This is a genomic window from Rubripirellula amarantea (genome assembly GCF_007859865.1).
Classification (GTDB): domain Bacteria; phylum Planctomycetota; class Planctomycetia; order Pirellulales; family Pirellulaceae; genus Rubripirellula; species Rubripirellula amarantea.
In genome coordinates this window covers 2,462,439-2,479,136 of record NZ_SJPI01000001.1, presented here as the reverse complement: position 1 = coordinate 2,479,136, position 16,698 = coordinate 2,462,439, and the positions used below count along the sequence as shown (strand labels likewise).

Genomic DNA, 16,698 nt, shown 5'->3' with positions numbered 1-16,698 from the left:
TTCGTTAGTACTTCGTCTTCAGCTTGCGATTACGCAAGTTGGACGTTTTCTGCACATGGACCCTTAGGACCACGGCCTTCGGTGTAAGTGACTTTTTGTCCTTCGCGAAGATCATCGAAGTTCACCCCTTGAAGACTTGACGAGTGGAAAAACAAGTCTTTTTCCCCGCCGTTGTCGATAAAGCCAAAGCCCTTGTCGGTGACTCGTTTGATCGTACCTTCTGCCATCTGTTCATTCCTGAAAATTTTTTGTCTGCAGTCTGCCTGAAGACAATCGTCATTCAAATCGCACTCTGCTACCCCCGCATCCTAGCGTTGTGATGCTGAAAAAGCGATGGCATGGTCTCGATGATCTTTGCATCTTACGCAAATTATCTGAGGCTTGGCTGTCCGATGACCGCGCTTTCCCCCACGAATACCGCCTTAAAAGCCTAAGCTAGCACAAATCCAGACTGCCCAGAAATTGCAGAGAAAAATGGAACTCACTTAGGTTTTATGAACGTGATTTCGCAAATGAGCTTCGCAGTAAGCGTGCTGGCCCTCACACTTGCTGCAGTATCGGAAGTCTTCATTGGGATGTGATTGGCTATCAATTCCACAAACAGAGCACTTATGCCTGGCGACCTTTACCGACTTGTTTTGCTGCATTTGGCTGGCCGCCCACTTTGCACGGGTCCGAATTCGCACGAGAGATCGAAATAGGTCCGCACCAAAGAACAAGAAGTAGTTCGCCAGAGAGGCCACCACCATCAATTGAATGGCGGGAACCCCCGAGGAAAGCATCAGAAAAAACGTGATGAACTGCAGAAGTGCTAACCACTTCACTTTGACCGGAAGCACGAGCATGATCAGAAACTCGTAGTTCGGATTAAGCGTCGCGAATGCCAGAAAGACCGTCGACTGAAAATACAGCCCCGTGAACGGTTCCGAGGGCACGATGAGTCCCACGAGCAGGGTCATTAGCGTTCCAACATAAAAATACGTGTTGAAACGCACCGTCCCCCAATAACCTTCAAGCGTCTTTCCCAAGAACATGAAGATGTAAAAATAGAAAATGACGAAGATTCCCCATGCGGGAGGGAAAAACACGAACGTAATCAATCGCCAAACTTCGCCTTCGTAAACACGATCCCAAACCAGATTCAACCGCTCGGTGAACCCGGGTTCCAAAAGAGTCAGCAAGAACGTGGCAACTTGCCCGATCACCAAGATTTCGGTCAGGTTGGGAATCGCGACCGGACGAACGATGCGATCAAGTTTCTCAAGTAGCTTCACTAGACTTCTCGTCCCATCGTGTTTCGTAAAATTTCAGTCATGGCGTCGGACTGGCAAACCGTTTCGTTGCGAGACGGACAATAGACTGCTAAAGGCTCAAAGTGGATGCCGGCCACCGCGAGAGACAACAAATCCTCGGCGGACAGCGTTTGCCGCCCAGCACGTTTAGTCAACTCAAACTGCATTCCGCCAACACCTTCGTAGCTACGGTAAACGACTTCGGTGCAAACCATTCGATCGCTACGAGTAAAGTCGAAATCGAAATCATAAGGTTTCCCCACGTGTGTGTGAGCCCGTTGAATCGCCATATCAATTTCAGTTGATTGCAACTTCGGACGAATGATAGCCACACAGTCGTTTCCATAGGGCGATTCCATGCCGCGAACATGCACACCGTCCTTAAGCGATTCCACCACTCGTCCTTCTCCGACATAAAGAGCCGCGTGCGGCCAGAACCCTGGCAGAAAGTAATTCGTGATGGCAAATTCCTTGCGAGTGACGAAAACGTCCCCGGGAACAATCATCGAATTCAACTCGCGCACAATCGAAGAAGGCAAACTTGGCTCATGCGATGGGTTAGTACTGAGACGACTCACCAAACGGGATCCCCATTGCTGAATCGCATACACCACCTTCACGGCTCCACCGCGGATCACACGATGGGTAACTTGCTGACTTCGATCGGCCGCGCGTGCTCGAATGTACTGTGATGCAGAAACCTGAATGTGGAACCGCAGAGCGTCGATCAAGTCAACAAGCTTGCCCGAGGCACGTGATTCACCGCCATACGCGTTGGCGATTGATTGCAACTCATTTCGATGAACTTCGTAATACTGCCCGAATTGGCGCACCGCTAAAGCGTTACGTGGATCAGTGAGCGATTCTTGAATACGATCGAAAGAGTTTTGAGGGATGCCGTGAAGAACGAGAGGCTCATTGAGCTTCCTGCGAACCAACGCATCGCGAGAAAAACGGTCGCGAATCGACCGTGCCGCATCGACCAAGACTAATGAAGCGGCGTACCCGACTAGAAATTCAATGCCGTGCTTTGCGACCAGATCAGCAGATGACAGCGATCCAAATTCGTTACGCAGCGAATGGATCGTTTCGAGCAGCGCTGACCGGCCTGTGTGATACGAAACCCACAACGATGTGACGTCGTCATCTTCGCTGGGTGAAAAGAAACCTCGTGTGCCGGTATCAAAACTTGCAATGAACTGATCCGCCCGTGATCGCAGTCGATCAAAGTGCTCAGCCAAGTCCAAGACCGCTAGGACGTTGCTGTGCAAAGGGTCGTTCATTGTCGCTTCCTACTCTTAAACGCGGAGCGTACCAATGCATTGCGAGACCGCTTGATGTCCTAGTTCGGCAACCGCATGCGGCAACTGTTCGATCAATCGCGTAGACACGGTGGGGTCGTAATAGTTTGCCGTGCCAATCTGGACCGCCGACGCGCCCGTGACCAAGAACTGCATCACATCATCAATGTTGGCAATGCCACCGATTCCGATGATGGGAATGTCGACTGCTTGAGCCACCTGATGCACGCAGCGTAGCGCGATCGGCTTGATAGCTGGACCACTCAAACCGCCCATTCCGTTGCCCAGTATCGGTTTCTGCTTTCGCCAATCGACCGCGATGCCGAGCACCGTATTGATCAAACAAACAGCATCGGCACCGCCATCTGCGGCACCTTTGGCGATGTCCGCAATCTTGGTGACATTGGGAGTCAGCTTCGCGAGAATCGGAACCCCAGTTTTTGAACGAGCTGCCGCGACAACGCTGCGGCAACTTTCAGCATTGGTTCCAAAATCAATTCCGCCGCTGACGTTTGGACATGACAAGTTCAACTCGACCGCCGAAACGCCTTCCTGCGATCCAACCTTTTCAGCAAGCTGCACGAAATCGTCTTCCGTTCTGCCAGCAATACTTACCACGACGGAGGTGCCAATTTTTGCAAGATATGGCAAGTGGTGCTCGAGAAATACATCGACGCCATCGTTGTCGAGTCCAATCGCGTTGAGCAATCCACCGGACGTTTCAACCGTTCGCCAAGGCGCATTACCAATCCTTGGCTCAGCGGTGATCGTCTTGGGCAATACCGCGCCAAGTTGGGAAACATCAACAATGTTTTCCATCTCACGCGCATAACCAAACGTCCCTGACGCCACCATGATGGGATTGGACAGTTTTAATCGTCCAAGTTGGACTTCGAGATCGACAGAGCGTGCAGTGATCATCAGTTTCGTTTTACTAAGCGTTGTTGAAGTTGTGCGAGGATTCGTTTAGCGACATGGGATTTTGAACCAGAGATCGCTTCAATCACGTGCCCCGATGGATCAAGCAGTTCAACTTCGTTGTCATCCGAATCGATTGCCGTGGGTCCGTTGCTGACCATCAGGTCGCAGAGTTTCTTTTCTAACTTAACGATCGCGCGAAAACGTTGGTCTTCGGTTTCGAGCGCGAAACCAACCACCCATTGTCCCTCTTTCTTGTTTTGCCCAAGCGTGGCGACCACGTCTGCGGTTTCAACAAGTTCAATGGTCAGAGGTTGTCCCGTCTTGGAGATTTTTTGAGTGTGAATCTTCCGCGGCATGTAATCGCACGGTGCTGCCGCACCGATGGCACCATCACAAGATTCAAAATGCTCCATCGCGGCCGACAACATTTCGTCCGTCGTGATAACAGGCACCACTTTGGCGCCGGCGGGATAGGTTACCGAGACGGGTCCGCTTATCACGACAACCTCGTGCCCCAAATCTAAAGCAGCCTGGGTAAGGGCGACGCCCATTCGTCCGCTTGACGCATTGGTGATGTATCGGACCGGGTCAAGATATTGCCGTGTCGGACCGGAAGTGATCAAGATACGAGCCAAGGGTATTTACGCTCCCAGCACTTCGCTGATCAGCGATTCCACATCCTTCGATGACACCGACATCTTCGCAGCGGCAAACGCAAATAAACGCTTCTCGCTTTCATCGAGGTGACCATCGGCGGCCATCATTCGAATCAGATCTTTAAGCAATTCGCGTTGCTCGTCGGAGTCGGAGGGGAAATCGAGGGCCGCGTCGTCCCCCAGACCAAACTCAACCGCCTTTTGAAGGTCGTACTCATCGAGTCCTAGATCGGCACAACGGTCGGCGACTAGGTTGACTTCACGTTCGCCTAGCGAACCATCGGCGAACGCCATTACGACGATGTTGCGAAGCTGGCGGCGACGTTTCGTTAGCTCGTTTTCATTCATGCCACCATGTTACCGGGTCTCATGGCGGCGTGGCAGAGGGCAATCACAACGAGGGGAAGCGGGCGATGGCCAAATCCTCATGAAAAAGCGTCAATGCCGGCCCCATGCAACCTAGCGAAACTGAAGACCCGACGAGGCAACTCGTTCGGCTTTTTCCGCGAAAACGTGAGGCAGGTTTACGCCGTTTACGAATCCCTTTTCGCCCGTCACTGTGACTTGGCTGTTAAGGTGCATGCGTAGGTTGATCCCAGGCGATGGAGTCACGTAGGCAACCGTACGGCCGGTCCCATCGGTCAAAGCAAAAGGTGGGCTTTGCGGACGAGCCGAATAGACTTGAACTAATTGGCCCGAGATCGACTCAAGCTGAGGTCCCGATTCCGATGGAAGCGTTGACGTCGCCACATCGCTAACAGGCAGCATGCTTGGTGCAGATGAAGGTGACGTTGGAAAGACGGGAGCGTCCAATTGCTGAACTCCGCCATTGCCATCTCGACGCATTGCCAAGTGAGCGTAATCGCTCGCACGGCTTGCCAAGGTTTGAGCTTGGTGAATTGTGGTTGCATCGGCGCTTCGACTAGCGAGCGACGAAGCGGTCTCGGAAATGATGCGAGCTTCAGCGGCTGAACCTTGCGAAGCCATCAACTGCGATAGCAGGACCTGCATGGTGGCTAGGTCGGCACCCTGGACTTGGCGTTGCAATTCGGTGACGCGAGCCGGCGATACCGACGGCGCGGTTCGCAACACGGGCTGATTGCCGATGGGCGAGAGCCGAGGTGGACTAGAAATATTTGAAAGAGGCGTTGATGCAGTTGTTGCGGGCAACGGATCCCGAGCAGGGTAGAGCTCTTGTGCAGGTAACGGTGCGATGCCGGAAACTTGAGCGACCTGGGCTTCGTCAACATAGCTTTGCTGAAAAGGCTGCGTCATCGGCACTGAAGGTGTCTCGGCACTAGGGCTTAGTCGCCGAGTCAGTCCCGCCACCCAACTCTTGTCGTCATTCACCGCCTCGGGAGTATCGGCAGCACCGATCTCGCGAATCTTTGGACGGCCCAACATCGCGACCGACGCAAGCAATCCTCGAGGACGGGGATTTGTTTCTTCGGCTGAACCTGGTGTCGACTTCGGCGCGACTCCGGCTTGTGCCAATGTCGGTGGAAGTGGTTGAGCATTTCCGCTTCGGTTCACGTTGGATTGCCAGTCGTCGACGTGAGAAGCTTGTTGAACCAAGTCAGAATCAAGGACACTTGATCCTGCATTGGCAACAACGGTTGAATCAGGAACCGCTCTCGCATCTGCTTCGATACGTTGCCGACTTTTTGCCGACGTGGACGCAGCGACGGTTTCGAATTCTTTACTTGGTTGACTGGGAATATGAGTGGGCCCGGTTGGACCAGCCGGAATGTTTCGACCCGATTCGGCCATGCTTACCGGCTTGATGCTCGCGACAAGATCCTCTGCCGTACGCACGATCTCGCTGCGGTGGACGAACCGGAACTCGCCGGAGGGTGGCACGATTCGATACCACAACTGAGGACCATCGGGGCCATCTCGCTCGGATCGCCCGATGATTGTGACAGGCTCGCCTTCGTAGAGCCGGACCTGCCAGCCATATTTCCGCGCTTGCCCTAACTGCGTTCCGATCCAAACGATGCTCGCATCTTCCACCACGGTGCCTTGATCGCCACTGCCATCGACTTCGACTGCTTCTGCTGGAATCCAGCTAAAACTGCCTTCGGGTGGACGAATCCCGAGCCAACCGTCTTGAGTTTCAGCATAAACTTCTAGCTGTTGCCCGTGGCGCAAGGGGTCCGTTCGGTAGTCTTCCGTTCGAGGTCCGCTGCGAGCGAAACTTGCCGCCTGAGAAACGAATACCGAGTAAGGCTGCAACAATGTGCCGTCGTCCGCTTTTGCGAGCGTACAGGACAAGATAGCAACGATCGGCAACGACCAAGCGACGAAATGGTGAGCGGTGAAACGGTGGGCGTGAAACATCTGCGGAATCTTCCTAAACCTGGAAAGCTAAATCCTCTGTGCTGCGATAGCTAACCCGGGGGCAACAGCACAAGATGGATTTGACGCTGCAAGGGCATCAACGTTAGCCTGCGGAAATGGTTGCCATGAATATTCGATTGACTTTAACTGCCATTTTACTGCTGCTCGCGACACCACGACTTTGCGTTGCCGCTGAGGTTGTCGTCGTTTGCCCACCGCGTTTTCAAGAATCACTGCAACCCTGGCTGACCTATCGCAACGACCAGGGTATTCGAAGCGTCGTCATCGCTCCGATGTCTGATTCGATGGAAACACTGCGAGCCATCGCATCGGTAGCAGATCATTCGACGAAGTACGTGATGTTGGTCGGGGACGCTCCTACGATCGGAGTGCCAACGAATCTGAACTCACAAGTTCCAATCCACTACCGGCCAACGACCGTCACTGCCGCTTGGCGATCTACGCCTACGCTCGCGACCGATCTGCCTTATGGCGACCTTGACCAAGACGGTACGCCCGATGTCGCGGTTGGTCGATTGCCCGTGGATGACGAATCACAGCTTCAAGCCTTTATCGAGAAGGTCATTTGCTACGAAACATGCCAAGACTTTGGCACTTGGCGAAATGATGTCCAATTAATCGGCGGCGTTGGTGGGTTCGGCGCACTGGTCGACGCAACCATCGAATCCGTCACTCGTTCGATCGTGACCGGCGTGCTGCCAACATCCACGAATACGCGAGTTCGATTTGCGAGTCCGGGTCACGCGTTCTTCCCCAAGAATGCAAGCTTTACCGATACGGTTCTGAACGACTATCGCGCAGGTTCGCGGTTTTGGGTTTACGCCGGCCATGGCCAAGTGACTCACTTGGATCACGTTGCCCAACGCGAAGTCCCAGCGGGACAAACTTCCAATCGCGAACCCGTACTCGATCGTAACAGCGCCGCAAAACTTCAAACCGAACCGGGACGCTGGCCCATCGCACTGTTGCTGGCGTGCTACACCGGAGCGATCGACGCGAGCGAGGATTCGATTGCCGAACGCATGTGGTTGCGGCCCGGTGGTCCCATTGGCGTTATCTCGGGATGCCGCGTGACGATGCCCTATGGAAATACAACGGCGGCGGTGGGTTTGATCGACTCGGTTTACACCCAGAAACAAGAACGACTCGGTGATGCTTGGCTTGCATCCGTTCAAAGCATGCGTTTGGCAACCAACCCTGACCAGTCCGGTGCACGCATGATGATCGATGCGATGGCCGCTATGGTCAGTCCCGCAGGTTCGGACTTGGCGAAAGAGCGCATTGAACACAGCCAACTTTACAACCTAATTGGTGACCCGACATTAGCACTTCAACATCCGTCCGACGTGAAGATTGAGGTAGGTCCGGGGTATGATTACGGAAGCACAATCGAGACGTTGATCAATAGTTCCATCGACGGTACCCTGCATTTGCTTCTCGAACATCCGCTTGGCTCAGTCGTCGATGGAGACGCCAACGAACGAAGTGTTGAACTCGTCAAAGCCGAAGTGCAGCAGGGTACCGATCGGCTGGTGTCGTTAACCCCGCCTGCAAACTTCAGCGGTCCCCTTGTGATTCGAGCACATGTGGAAGGAAAACAAGGCTGGGCGTCATCAACTGCCAAGACGATCGTCCGAGGGACGGATCGCTGAAACTTCATCGGTAATCGCGGCGTAAACCCGTTTACCTTGTTTGCCGATCCACAACGTCACCGGATGCGATCCACACTCGCGATAACGACGAACCAGTTGAGCCGGATCCTGTTGCACTCCACGACACTTGATGGTTTGCGGAAACCAATCATGAGCTCGCAATTCGCGACGTAATTTCCGGTCATCAGCCGAACCGATCCATAACACTTCGCCAGTAATTGCCATCGCACGTACGTCCGACGGAAGGCTGCTCGCATCGCTAGTCAGGAAGCCAGAAAACTGGCCCAGCACCGCCAGTTCATGTTGGCGTGCGAAAGCTTCCGTCAGCATGGCCGCGCGCACTGCTGCATCGGGATCAATCAACCAAACCAGGGGCTTCGACGCATACTTCACGCCGCCGACTTCCTGACATCTCGGCTCAAACCGATGCGACGCGCCATCGGCGGATATCGAAATTGCTGAACATGACCCGCGTTTCAAACCAGCGACCTCGATGGATTCGCCAGCGAGCAATACTTGTTCTCGAACGCTGCCCGATAGCGAAATCCAGCAACGATGCATCGCTTGCGATACTTCGTCATCTTGAACCTGCGTCGCGGGAGCTACCTTTACGATCGTTGATGGCTGCGCAAGCATCAGCCGCCGAACGAACGACCAAGAGGGTTGGAAATGGTCCGCGGAAACCGTTCGCGTGCTGGATTGGTTTTCGATGGTTCGCCGATCGGGATCAATGTGAACTGCCACATCCGAAGGCAACGAAATCTTTTCTACGTCACCGTGTTGGACTATCGCAGAATGCGAAGGTGCCAAACGTCGAAGATTTGCTTGGGCAAACTCCACCAATAAGCGGTCACGATCCACAGCAACCACGTCACCTCGAGTGGCGATCGCGCACGCATCGCCGCCACAACCACAGCACAAATCATAAACTTTGCGGTCACCAAGCCATTTCGCCTTCATCATTGCAACCTGCCATGACGTGGCCTGCTGAATCGAACGCGTCGTAGCCCAACAAACAGAATCCGACTGGGCAAGTGCTGGGAACTTTTTGATTGACTTCGGTTGTGCTGATGCGACGTCGCACAATACGCGCGCCCAGTACGGACCATATCGAGTTCGCAAATCGTTTTCTTTCGCAACGCTAGACGCGTCAGAAGTTGTCAGATCGCGAACGACATCACTGAATTCCCGACTGCGGAATCCACTGGCTTCGAATCCACTGGCTTCGAATTCACCGGCTTCGAATTCGCTAGGTTCAAATTCGCTGGACTGTTCGACAGAAGGCATGAAGCAAATATGCTGATGGTGAGGATTGCGCTGACAAGGACAGATCGAGCCGATTGTAAACGGGTACCGCCCTCGTTCGATAGCATCGGTTGTTCCGGCAACATGCTTGCTGGAAAATCAAACGATCACCAGCGGCGCGAGTGACGATAACTAGAGCATGTTCCGTAAAACTCATCTCGCCGCTTTACTCGCCGCCGCCGCGGGCACGCCTTACATCGCGTCCGAGACTGACCTCGGTCGCAGCACACTAGGGCGACTATCGAACACGGTTCAAGTTGAAAGCGTTACCGTTGATGAAAACGGGCAATCGCGAACGACCATGGTTGGTTATGGCAACCACGCCCACCATGAAGTCGAGAAGCTTCGCAAGATCGACTCCCGGCAGTTCCGCTACGACGAAGACTTAGCTCGAAAGCTCGGAGCGATTCCGCAAGATGTTGAAGCAACACCGAAGCTAGCCGGCATCCAAGTCGACGACTTGCGGCAAGTGATGCGATTCGACATTTCACCCAGTTGGGTCTTAAGTCACTTTGCCCGCGTCAGTACGGTGCTTGCGGATCTGAACCTCGAAGGACTTCGCGTACCTGTGGTCACGGGAACGCGAGCTGATGACTTGGCAGGAACCATCACGTATTACTTCGATTCAAGAGGAAAACTTCAACGTTTGACGGTTCATGGGTTCACGGGCGACCCATCGAAAATGGTACAAATCGTTACTCGTGACTACGGCCTGCAAAGTGAGCCAACGCTTGAGGCTGGCGTTTACACAAAACGATGGAACGGGCGGCCCATGCACTTCCTACGACTCACTCACGCACCGGTCGTCTATTCGGATGCTGTGCATCAGAAATACACGGTTTTTATGGAGCTAAACCAGCCAAACCTACCCTACGGCATCAGTGCCGAGGCCAGGCGAATCGTCGATTCCGACCGGCATTCCGGCCGCTGGTAACCACCATTTCCCCGGGCCCTCTACCGGGCGGAAAGGCAAAAATTCGGCCACGCACTTCGTGAAACAACGCCCCCTCATTTCTCTATCACCGTCGCTCACAACAACATTACAATGGATGTTGGCGATTGGTGCTCCTTGACGATCAGGCTCACCGCCCGATGGTTCTTGCGAAACACGCAATCGTTATCACATTCCAGGACGGTTAGCTTCTATTTGCGCAGGATGCACTTTGACTCGTTGCGCCTCGGATGAACCTAGGCAACGTGGCTCACAAAGTTGACCGTCACGAAATCTGCTTTTCGGGAGTAACGCGATGAGTTCGGGATGGTACTACATGTGCACGGGATGGCTTCGAAAAGGCCGGCGCGTCGGGCCAATTTCTGAAGCAGATCTGCTGCTGCGAATCGATCAAGGTAAGATAGTGCCTGAAACCTTGCTGCAGAGCATGAAGACAAAAGGCAAGTGGGTGCCGATGAGCAGCATTGGACCGGCGATGAACCGATGGAAGAAATCGCATCCTGGAAGCGAAGAAAGCGCATGATCCTTTTCAAACCAAGGCGACGATGCCTCCGCTAACGTCGCGTCGCAGCAAGACAACGACCGACTACGTTGTCATCGCCTTGGCTCCTCTGCTGATCTATCTGATGATTAGCAGCCTGGCCAACTTCTTGATGTTGGTCATCTATCGCGGCGGACAACCAACGCGAGTTTCGTGGACAATTCTCATGTTCACACTTGGAACCGTGGGCATCGCTAGAGTCGCAATCGAAAAGGATCGCACTTACTCGCTTGGCTACGCGGTTGTCTTAGGTGCGGTCTCGTTTTTGTCCATGATGCGGTTCGTCAATTCGCCCTTGGCATCAATCATCCTACTCGCGGTGATCGCATACCTGTCGGATTGGGTCGTTCGCGATTGCACGCTTATTGATGAGGAAGCTGATTCGAGCGACCAGGGCCTAATCGACTCAGGTCGCCTGTTCATGCAAACGTCGAAGGAAGCCGATCGCAAAGAACCAATCATTGACAAAGCGGATCAATCACTCGTTGAGTCGGCATCTCGAAAAATTAAGTCTGGCCAACCCGGCCGCAGCGTGTTGTATTTGGCACTCGCTGCATTACCTCTTTATGGTCTCGGGCAGTTCTTCCTTCGAGGCGGTTCTTCCACATGGTCGCGAGCTCAATGGTTGCTCGCCACGTATCTCTTTGCTGCTCTCGCTTTGCTGGTCACCACAAGCTTCTTAGGTTTGCGTCGATACCTTCGCCAACGCGGGGCGGATATGCCTCAGCAGGTTTCGGTCGGTTGGATCGCGGGCGGAATGGCCGTGATCGCGTTGATCCTGGGAACGGCTTACCTGGTTCCCGTGCCTGGACAATTACTGGCATCGTTCGAACTTCCCGCATTTCTTGATTCGCCGGGCGATACGGTTGCCAGTCAATCCGGATGGGGCAAGGACGGGGCCGATAAGGCCGGTCAAAACGCGGCTTCAACTCGGGGCGACCAATCCGACAAAGAAAAAGAAATCGGCAGTCTCACCGCCGAGAGGGGAGCTGAAGCTGGCGATGTTGGCGATGGCGACAAAGAAACGGGCGCGTCCGGAAAACAGCAGGGCGGCAAGCAAAATCCGGGGGAAGGGGGCAAAGAATCCGGCGGCGAACAGAAGGGAAATTCGCAACCCAATCAATCGCAACCCAATCAATCGCAACCCAATCAATCGCAACCAAATCAATCACAACCAAATCAATCACAACCAAATCAATCACAACCCAATCAATCACAACCCAATCAATCACAACCCAATCAATCACAACCCAATCAATCACAACCTGGAAAGACAACACCAGAAACGTCAAAGTCTAGTGGTCCGGAGCAAAACCAATCTCAACCGCAGCCGCCAGCCCAAACGTCCTCAAACCAATCGCCCGCTAAAGAATCCTCCGCAGATAAATCGTCCGCAGACAAATCGCCATCGGGTGAACCTTCACCAGCCGAATCCTCATCGGATAAAACTGAATCGAATACGCCGCAGCCCAAGAGCCAAAATCAGAAGCAAGACAATTCACCACAGTCGCCGTCCCAAGAAGCTGGCGACCAGAAGCCTAACAAGTCCCCCGATCAAACTGACGCAAACCAATCTCAATCCCAATCGTCGAAGCAAGAATCATCCGAGGCTGATGCAACGCCACGCGAATCAGGCGAGAAGAGTCCCAACGAATCTCAATCGGCTGAATCCAAGAGCCGTGATCCTGCGGCAACTGAAAACTCCTCACCCAAGCAACCGACTGCCAATCCGGTCGAATCTCTGGCGAACCAACTGCCAGGCATTGCAGCGATGATCAAAAGCTTGATTGTGCTTATCTTGGTCGGAGTCGTCGCCGCTTACGTATGGTTTAACCGACATATGATCGCCGAGATGCTGCGACGCCTCTTTGATCGCACTAGCGAAGGGCTATCCGAAGACACGGACGAGTTCCTGGACCTCGTCAGTACCGCGCCGCCACGACCGTTTTCAGCTTATCGCAAACCTACAATGAATCCGTCTGATTCGAAGCGAGCGATACTGATCACCTTCTCGGCCATGGACGCTTGGTGTCGTGAAGCGGGCCTACCTCGACGAAAAGGCGAAACTCCGAGCGAATTTCTTCGAAGAGTCCAACACACGTTTCCGCAGCTTTCGGAATCCTCGACCCAAGTGATCGAGTGCTACAACCGCATCGTGTACGGCCAAGGCGCGGCCAGCGGAGAAGATCTCCGCTGGGCAGAAAAAGCATGGCAAGTGATGCAACAACCGCGTACGGTTCCCGAGAACGTGCCGAGCGTTTAAAGCTCAGCTTGCATTTGCCGATGACCATCGCGACTAGCCGCAATGACTAGCCTTCGACAACCAGCCCCATGCTGCGGGCTGTCCCTTCGATCATCAATACAGCCTGATCCATGCTGCGTGCATTCAAGTCAGCCATCTTTTTGGTGGCGATTTCTTCACATTGAGCGCGAGTGACGGTGCCGACCTTGTTCTTGTTAGGAACGCCACTGCCTTTGGCGATGTTGGCGGCTGCTTTAAGCATCGAAGCAGCAGGCGGGCTCTTGGTGACAAACTCGAAGCTACGGTCATTGTAGACCGTCACGATCACAGGAATCGGCGTGCCGTTGTATTCCTTGGTGCGGTCGTTGAATGCGGATACGAATTGCCCAAGGTTCACACCATACTTACCCAGTGCGGTACCGACGGGAGGAGCGGGGGTCGCTGCGCCACCAGGAATTTGAAACTTGGCAACGCCGGAAACTTGTTTAGCCATTGAAGTTGGTTTTAGGAGTTAGGTTGTAGGAATTAGATTCAGGAGGAAGCGATGCGTTGGTAACGGTTTGGTTTTCCAACCGAACACCTTACATCCGAATTCTCGTTACAGGGGTTCGACTTGCCAGTGATCGAGTTCCATCGGAACACTGCGGCCGAAAATATTGATGATCACGGTGATGCGGCCATTGGCTTCATCCACGGTATCCACATCGCCCTCTTGGTTTTCGAAATTACCTTCCTTGACGCGTACGCGGTCACCGACCTTGAACGGAATGCCGATCTTGATCGGTGCTTCTTCTTCATCCTCATCAATCGGACGATTAATAAAGCGATCGATGTCTGATGGCTCCATGGGCATTGGCTTACCCGCCGCACCAGTGAAATCGCTGATACCACCGGTTTCGCGAACCAAGAACCATGTGTCATCGTTGATCAACATATTGACCATGATGTAGCCAGGCAAAAGTTTGCGTTTGGTAATCCGTCGTTTGCCGTCTCGCGTGAACGTGGCAACATCTTCGGTAGGAACGACAATTTCGCCGAAGTACTCGCCCATGCCTTCCATCTTCACTTTTTTGCGAAGGGCATCTGCAATTGAGTCTTCGCGATTGAACGCGACCTTCAAGATGTACCAATCCATCGCCGGAGCTTCGCCCATGTCGGGGCTACCGTCGAGCTTGATAGGACGAACCGTGTCCTTTGGCTCTTCGACTGCAACGGATTGTGCAGCAGGCGGAGGCGCGGCCGGGGGTGGAGCAGGCTTGGATGCGGGTGCATCCACATCTTCGGCGTCCTGTTGAGCCACTACGGCCTCTTCGGCTGCGGCCGTTTCGTCGGCGTCAACCGGCAGTTCGTCGGGGTTCGATTCGTCCGGTGCCATGGAGTCGTTCAATGTGTCAGCTTGAGTCAAAGAAATCACCGGTAAACCAGTGGTATTAAAATGCGTGATTTTGCGGGACTAGGAAGTCACACCAATCCAATTGAAAATGGCTTGCCAAACCACGTCAAACATAAACAAGGCCACCGCGAGGAAGAAGATCGTGAAGATCACCACCACGGAGGCTCGCTTGAGTTCGTCTTTGCTTGGCCAAGTGACCTTGTTCATCTCGGCTTCCACAGCGATCAAAAAGTCCGCAAATCGCGGCCAATTCACCACTCGAAAACCAAACCACAAGCCAGCGGCCAGCAATACCAGGGGAACTGCGAAGATGACTGGCGAACTCGCCTCCATCGCCCCTCGCAGGGTCCCGTAAAGCGACCAACAAGCCAAGGCAACCACGACCCAGATCGCCAGTGCCGTCAATTGGCGAACAATGCGTCCTTGGTTGGGCTTGTATACGGCAGCATGGAACAGTTCGCTCATCAATGGCGAACTAGCACTCGTGCTGTTGGTTTGTGCAATGTCTCGGGACACCGGACGGCTCCTACTTGAGTAATTCAGTCACGCTGGGGTCAATCCTTGACCGGCGAGTATTCGTAATGGTTAATTTAAGCAGGGGCGGAGGGACTTGAACCCGCAACCGCTGGTTTTGGAAACCAGTGCTCTGCCAATTGAGCTACACCCCTGAGAGTGAACCAAACGTAAGCCAATAAGCAAGCTTTCGCTCATCTTTATTCGACCCACAAAAGGCTCCCTTGGGAATCACCGAAACCTCAGGTGGCAAAAAACAGTGCTACCCGAGGTTCCCAATGATTCAGTATGCAGAGACCCGGTGGCCTTAAACCACCGGGATCTCCACGTTTTCTTTTACTCGACGATCTTCGTTACCACGCCCGAACCAACGGTTCGGCCGCCTTCGCGAATCGCGAAACGAACGCCGTCGTCCATCGCGATTGGCTTGTGAAGCTCAACAGTTACTTTCACGTTGTCACCAGGCATGCACATTTCAGCACCTACCAAGTTGGCGGTTCCGGTCACGTCGGTGGTTCGGAAGTAGAACTGAGGACGGTAGCCGGAGAAGAACGGCGTGTGACGTCCGCCTTCGTCCTTGCTTAGGCAGTAAACCTCAGCTTCGAACTTCATGTGTGGTTTGATGCTGCCTGGCTTAGCGAGCACTTGACCACGTTGGATGTCTTCACGACGGATACCACGAAGCAAGCAACCAACGTTGTCGCCAGCGTGACCTTCGGTCATTTCCTTGCGGAACATTTCAACACCGGTGCAGGTCGTCTTTTGTGGGTTCGGGCCAAGACCAATGATCTCGACTTCTTCACCAACCTTAACCACACCACGTTCGATACGACCCGTTGCAACCGTTCCACGACCTTCGATCGAGAAGACGTCTTCGATCGCCATCAAGAATGGCTTGTCTTCTTCGCGAACAGGATCAGGAATGAATTCGTCGAGTGCGTCCATCAAGTCGCTGATGCACTTGCTGGCTTCTGGATCGGCAGGGGAGTTGTAAGCAGGAAGCGATGATCCACGTACGACAGGAACGTCGTCGCCAGGGAAGTCGTACTTCGAAAGCAACTCACGAGCTTCCAATTCAACCAACTCAAGCAGTTCTTCGTCGTCGACGAGGTCACACTTGTTGAGGTAAACAACGATGTATGGCACACCAACCTGACGAGCAAGAAGCACGTGCTCCTTGGTTTGTGGCATTGGACCATCCGCAGCCGAAACGACGAGGATAGCACCGTCCATTTGTGCCGCACCCGTGATCATGTTCTTCACGAAGTCAGCGTGGCCTGGGCAGTCGATGTGAGCGTAGTGACGCTTTTCAGTGTTGTATTCAACGTGAGCCACGGCGATGGTCACGGTCTTGGTCGCGTCCCGCACGGTACCGCCCTTGGCGATATCGGCGTAGCTCTTCATCTCAGCCAAACCCTTAGCGGCTTGCACTGCGAGGATCGCTCCGGTTGTGGTCGTTTTACCGTGGTCAATGTGGCCAATGGTACCGACGTTGACGTGAGGTTTGACCCGTTCAAATTTTGCCTTAGCCATTCTAAATCACCTGCACCACAGATCATGTGGGTCTTT

The 16,698-nt window shown here is 53.7% G+C and carries 15 protein-coding genes and 1 tRNA gene; 3 read left to right on the top strand and 13 right to left on the bottom strand.

Annotated features, from left to right (window positions below):
- Positions 1-29 precede the first annotated feature (29 nt).
- From Pla22_RS09045 to Pla22_RS09015, 7 genes are all read right to left on the bottom strand, one after another.
- Positions 30-227, bottom strand: coding sequence for a cold-shock protein (locus Pla22_RS09045; protein WP_146514322.1), 198 nt, complete (start codon positions 225-227; stop codon positions 30-32).
- A gap of 258 nt (positions 228-485) precedes the next feature.
- Positions 486-1,274 carry a hypothetical protein gene (locus Pla22_RS09040; protein ID WP_146514321.1) on the bottom strand — a complete coding sequence of 263 codons (789 nt, stop codon included), beginning with the start codon at positions 1,272-1,274 and terminating at the stop codon, positions 486-488.
- A complete protein-coding gene (locus Pla22_RS09035; RefSeq protein WP_146514320.1) occupies positions 1,274-2,575 on the bottom strand; it encodes a YiiX/YebB-like N1pC/P60 family cysteine hydrolase in 1,302 nt (433 codons plus the stop codon). The genes Pla22_RS09040 and Pla22_RS09035 overlap by 1 nt, the downstream gene beginning before the upstream one ends.
- Before the next feature lie 15 nt (positions 2,576-2,590).
- Positions 2,591-3,511, bottom strand: coding sequence for a dihydroorotate dehydrogenase (locus Pla22_RS09030; RefSeq protein WP_390620258.1), 921 nt, complete (start codon positions 3,509-3,511; stop codon positions 2,591-2,593).
- Between the two features lie 2 nt (positions 3,512-3,513).
- The gene (locus tag Pla22_RS09025) at positions 3,514-4,149 is read right to left on the bottom strand and encodes a phosphopantothenoylcysteine decarboxylase domain-containing protein (protein WP_242631893.1); all 636 of its coding nucleotides are present in this window, start codon (positions 4,147-4,149) and stop codon (positions 3,514-3,516) included.
- Between the two features lie 6 nt (positions 4,150-4,155).
- Positions 4,156-4,518 (bottom strand): tellurite resistance TerB family protein, encoded by a 363-nt coding sequence (locus Pla22_RS09020; RefSeq protein WP_146514318.1) that lies wholly within the window; start codon positions 4,516-4,518, stop codon positions 4,156-4,158.
- A gap of 111 nt (positions 4,519-4,629) precedes the next feature.
- Positions 4,630-6,510, bottom strand: a complete 1,881-nt coding sequence (locus Pla22_RS09015; RefSeq protein ID WP_146514317.1) for a hypothetical protein — start codon at positions 6,508-6,510, stop codon at positions 4,630-4,632.
- Between the two features lie 125 nt (positions 6,511-6,635).
- Between Pla22_RS09015 and Pla22_RS09010 the strand changes: the two genes are divergently transcribed.
- Positions 6,636-8,183, top strand: coding sequence for a C25 family cysteine peptidase (locus Pla22_RS09010; protein WP_165440572.1), 1,548 nt, complete (start codon positions 6,636-6,638; stop codon positions 8,181-8,183).
- On the opposite strand, the gene Pla22_RS09005 is transcribed toward Pla22_RS09010, so the two are convergent.
- On the bottom strand, positions 8,145-9,470 hold the full coding sequence (locus tag Pla22_RS09005; protein WP_146514315.1) for a class I SAM-dependent methyltransferase: 1,326 nt from the start codon (positions 9,468-9,470) through the stop codon (positions 8,145-8,147). The genes Pla22_RS09010 and Pla22_RS09005 overlap by 39 nt on opposite strands.
- 157 nt (positions 9,471-9,627) lie before the next feature.
- Here Pla22_RS09005 and Pla22_RS09000 point away from each other — a divergent pair, with 157 nt between their 5' ends.
- The gene (locus tag Pla22_RS09000; RefSeq protein ID WP_146514314.1) at positions 9,628-10,422 is read left to right on the top strand and encodes a DUF6690 family protein; all 795 of its coding nucleotides are present in this window, start codon (positions 9,628-9,630) and stop codon (positions 10,420-10,422) included.
- Between the two features lie 563 nt (positions 10,423-10,985).
- Positions 10,986-13,244, top strand: a complete 2,259-nt coding sequence (locus tag Pla22_RS08990; RefSeq protein WP_146514313.1) for a DUF4129 domain-containing protein — start codon at positions 10,986-10,988, stop codon at positions 13,242-13,244.
- A gap of 46 nt (positions 13,245-13,290) precedes the next feature.
- On the opposite strand, the gene rplK is transcribed toward Pla22_RS08990, so the two are convergent.
- The 5 genes from rplK to tuf form a co-directional block, all read right to left on the bottom strand.
- The gene (gene rplK, locus Pla22_RS08985) at positions 13,291-13,716 is read right to left on the bottom strand and encodes a 50S ribosomal protein L11 (protein WP_146514312.1); all 426 of its coding nucleotides are present in this window, start codon (positions 13,714-13,716) and stop codon (positions 13,291-13,293) included.
- Positions 13,717-13,821: 105 nt separating this feature from the next.
- Positions 13,822-14,637, bottom strand: a complete 816-nt coding sequence (gene nusG, locus Pla22_RS08980; protein WP_242631892.1) for a transcription termination/antitermination protein NusG — start codon at positions 14,635-14,637, stop codon at positions 13,822-13,824.
- Between the two features lie 39 nt (positions 14,638-14,676).
- Entirely contained in the window at positions 14,677-15,081 is a 405-nt protein-coding gene (gene secE / locus Pla22_RS08975; RefSeq protein ID WP_390620257.1) for a preprotein translocase subunit SecE, read from the bottom strand.
- 130 nt (positions 15,082-15,211) lie between these two features.
- Positions 15,212-15,284: transfer RNA gene (locus Pla22_RS08970), tRNA-Trp, on the bottom strand.
- A 181-nt stretch (positions 15,285-15,465) separates the two neighbouring features.
- Positions 15,466-16,662: an elongation factor Tu gene (tuf, locus tag Pla22_RS08965; protein ID WP_146514310.1), complete on the bottom strand. Its 1,197-nt coding sequence runs from the start codon at positions 16,660-16,662 to the stop codon at positions 15,466-15,468.
- Positions 16,663-16,698: the final 36 nt, after the last annotated feature.

Coding starts and splice junctions, on each gene's coding strand:
- rplK (WP_146514312.1), bottom strand. CDS start 13,716: ATGGCTAAACAAGTTTCCGGCGTTGCCAAGTTTCAAATTCCTGGTGGC.
- Pla22_RS09035 (WP_146514320.1), bottom strand. CDS start 2,575: ATGAACGACCCTTTGCACAGCAACGTCCTAGCGGTCTTGGACTTGGCT.
- Pla22_RS09000 (WP_146514314.1), top strand. CDS start 9,628: ATGTTCCGTAAAACTCATCTCGCCGCTTTACTCGCCGCCGCCGCGGGC.
- tuf (WP_146514310.1), bottom strand. CDS start 16,662: ATGGCTAAGGCAAAATTTGAACGGGTCAAACCTCACGTCAACGTCGGT.
- Pla22_RS09045 (WP_146514322.1), bottom strand. CDS start 227: ATGGCAGAAGGTACGATCAAACGAGTCACCGACAAGGGCTTTGGCTTT.
- Pla22_RS09010 (WP_165440572.1), top strand. CDS start 6,636: ATGAATATTCGATTGACTTTAACTGCCATTTTACTGCTGCTCGCGACA.
- Pla22_RS09020 (WP_146514318.1), bottom strand. CDS start 4,518: ATGAATGAAAACGAGCTAACGAAACGTCGCCGCCAGCTTCGCAACATC.
- Pla22_RS08990 (WP_146514313.1), top strand. CDS start 10,986: ATGCCTCCGCTAACGTCGCGTCGCAGCAAGACAACGACCGACTACGTT.
- Pla22_RS09015 (WP_146514317.1), bottom strand. CDS start 6,510: ATGTTTCACGCCCACCGTTTCACCGCTCACCATTTCGTCGCTTGGTCG.
- secE (WP_390620257.1), bottom strand. CDS start 15,081: ATGAGCGAACTGTTCCATGCTGCCGTATACAAGCCCAACCAAGGACGC.
- Pla22_RS09005 (WP_146514315.1), bottom strand. CDS start 9,470: ATGCCTTCTGTCGAACAGTCCAGCGAATTTGAACCTAGCGAATTCGAA.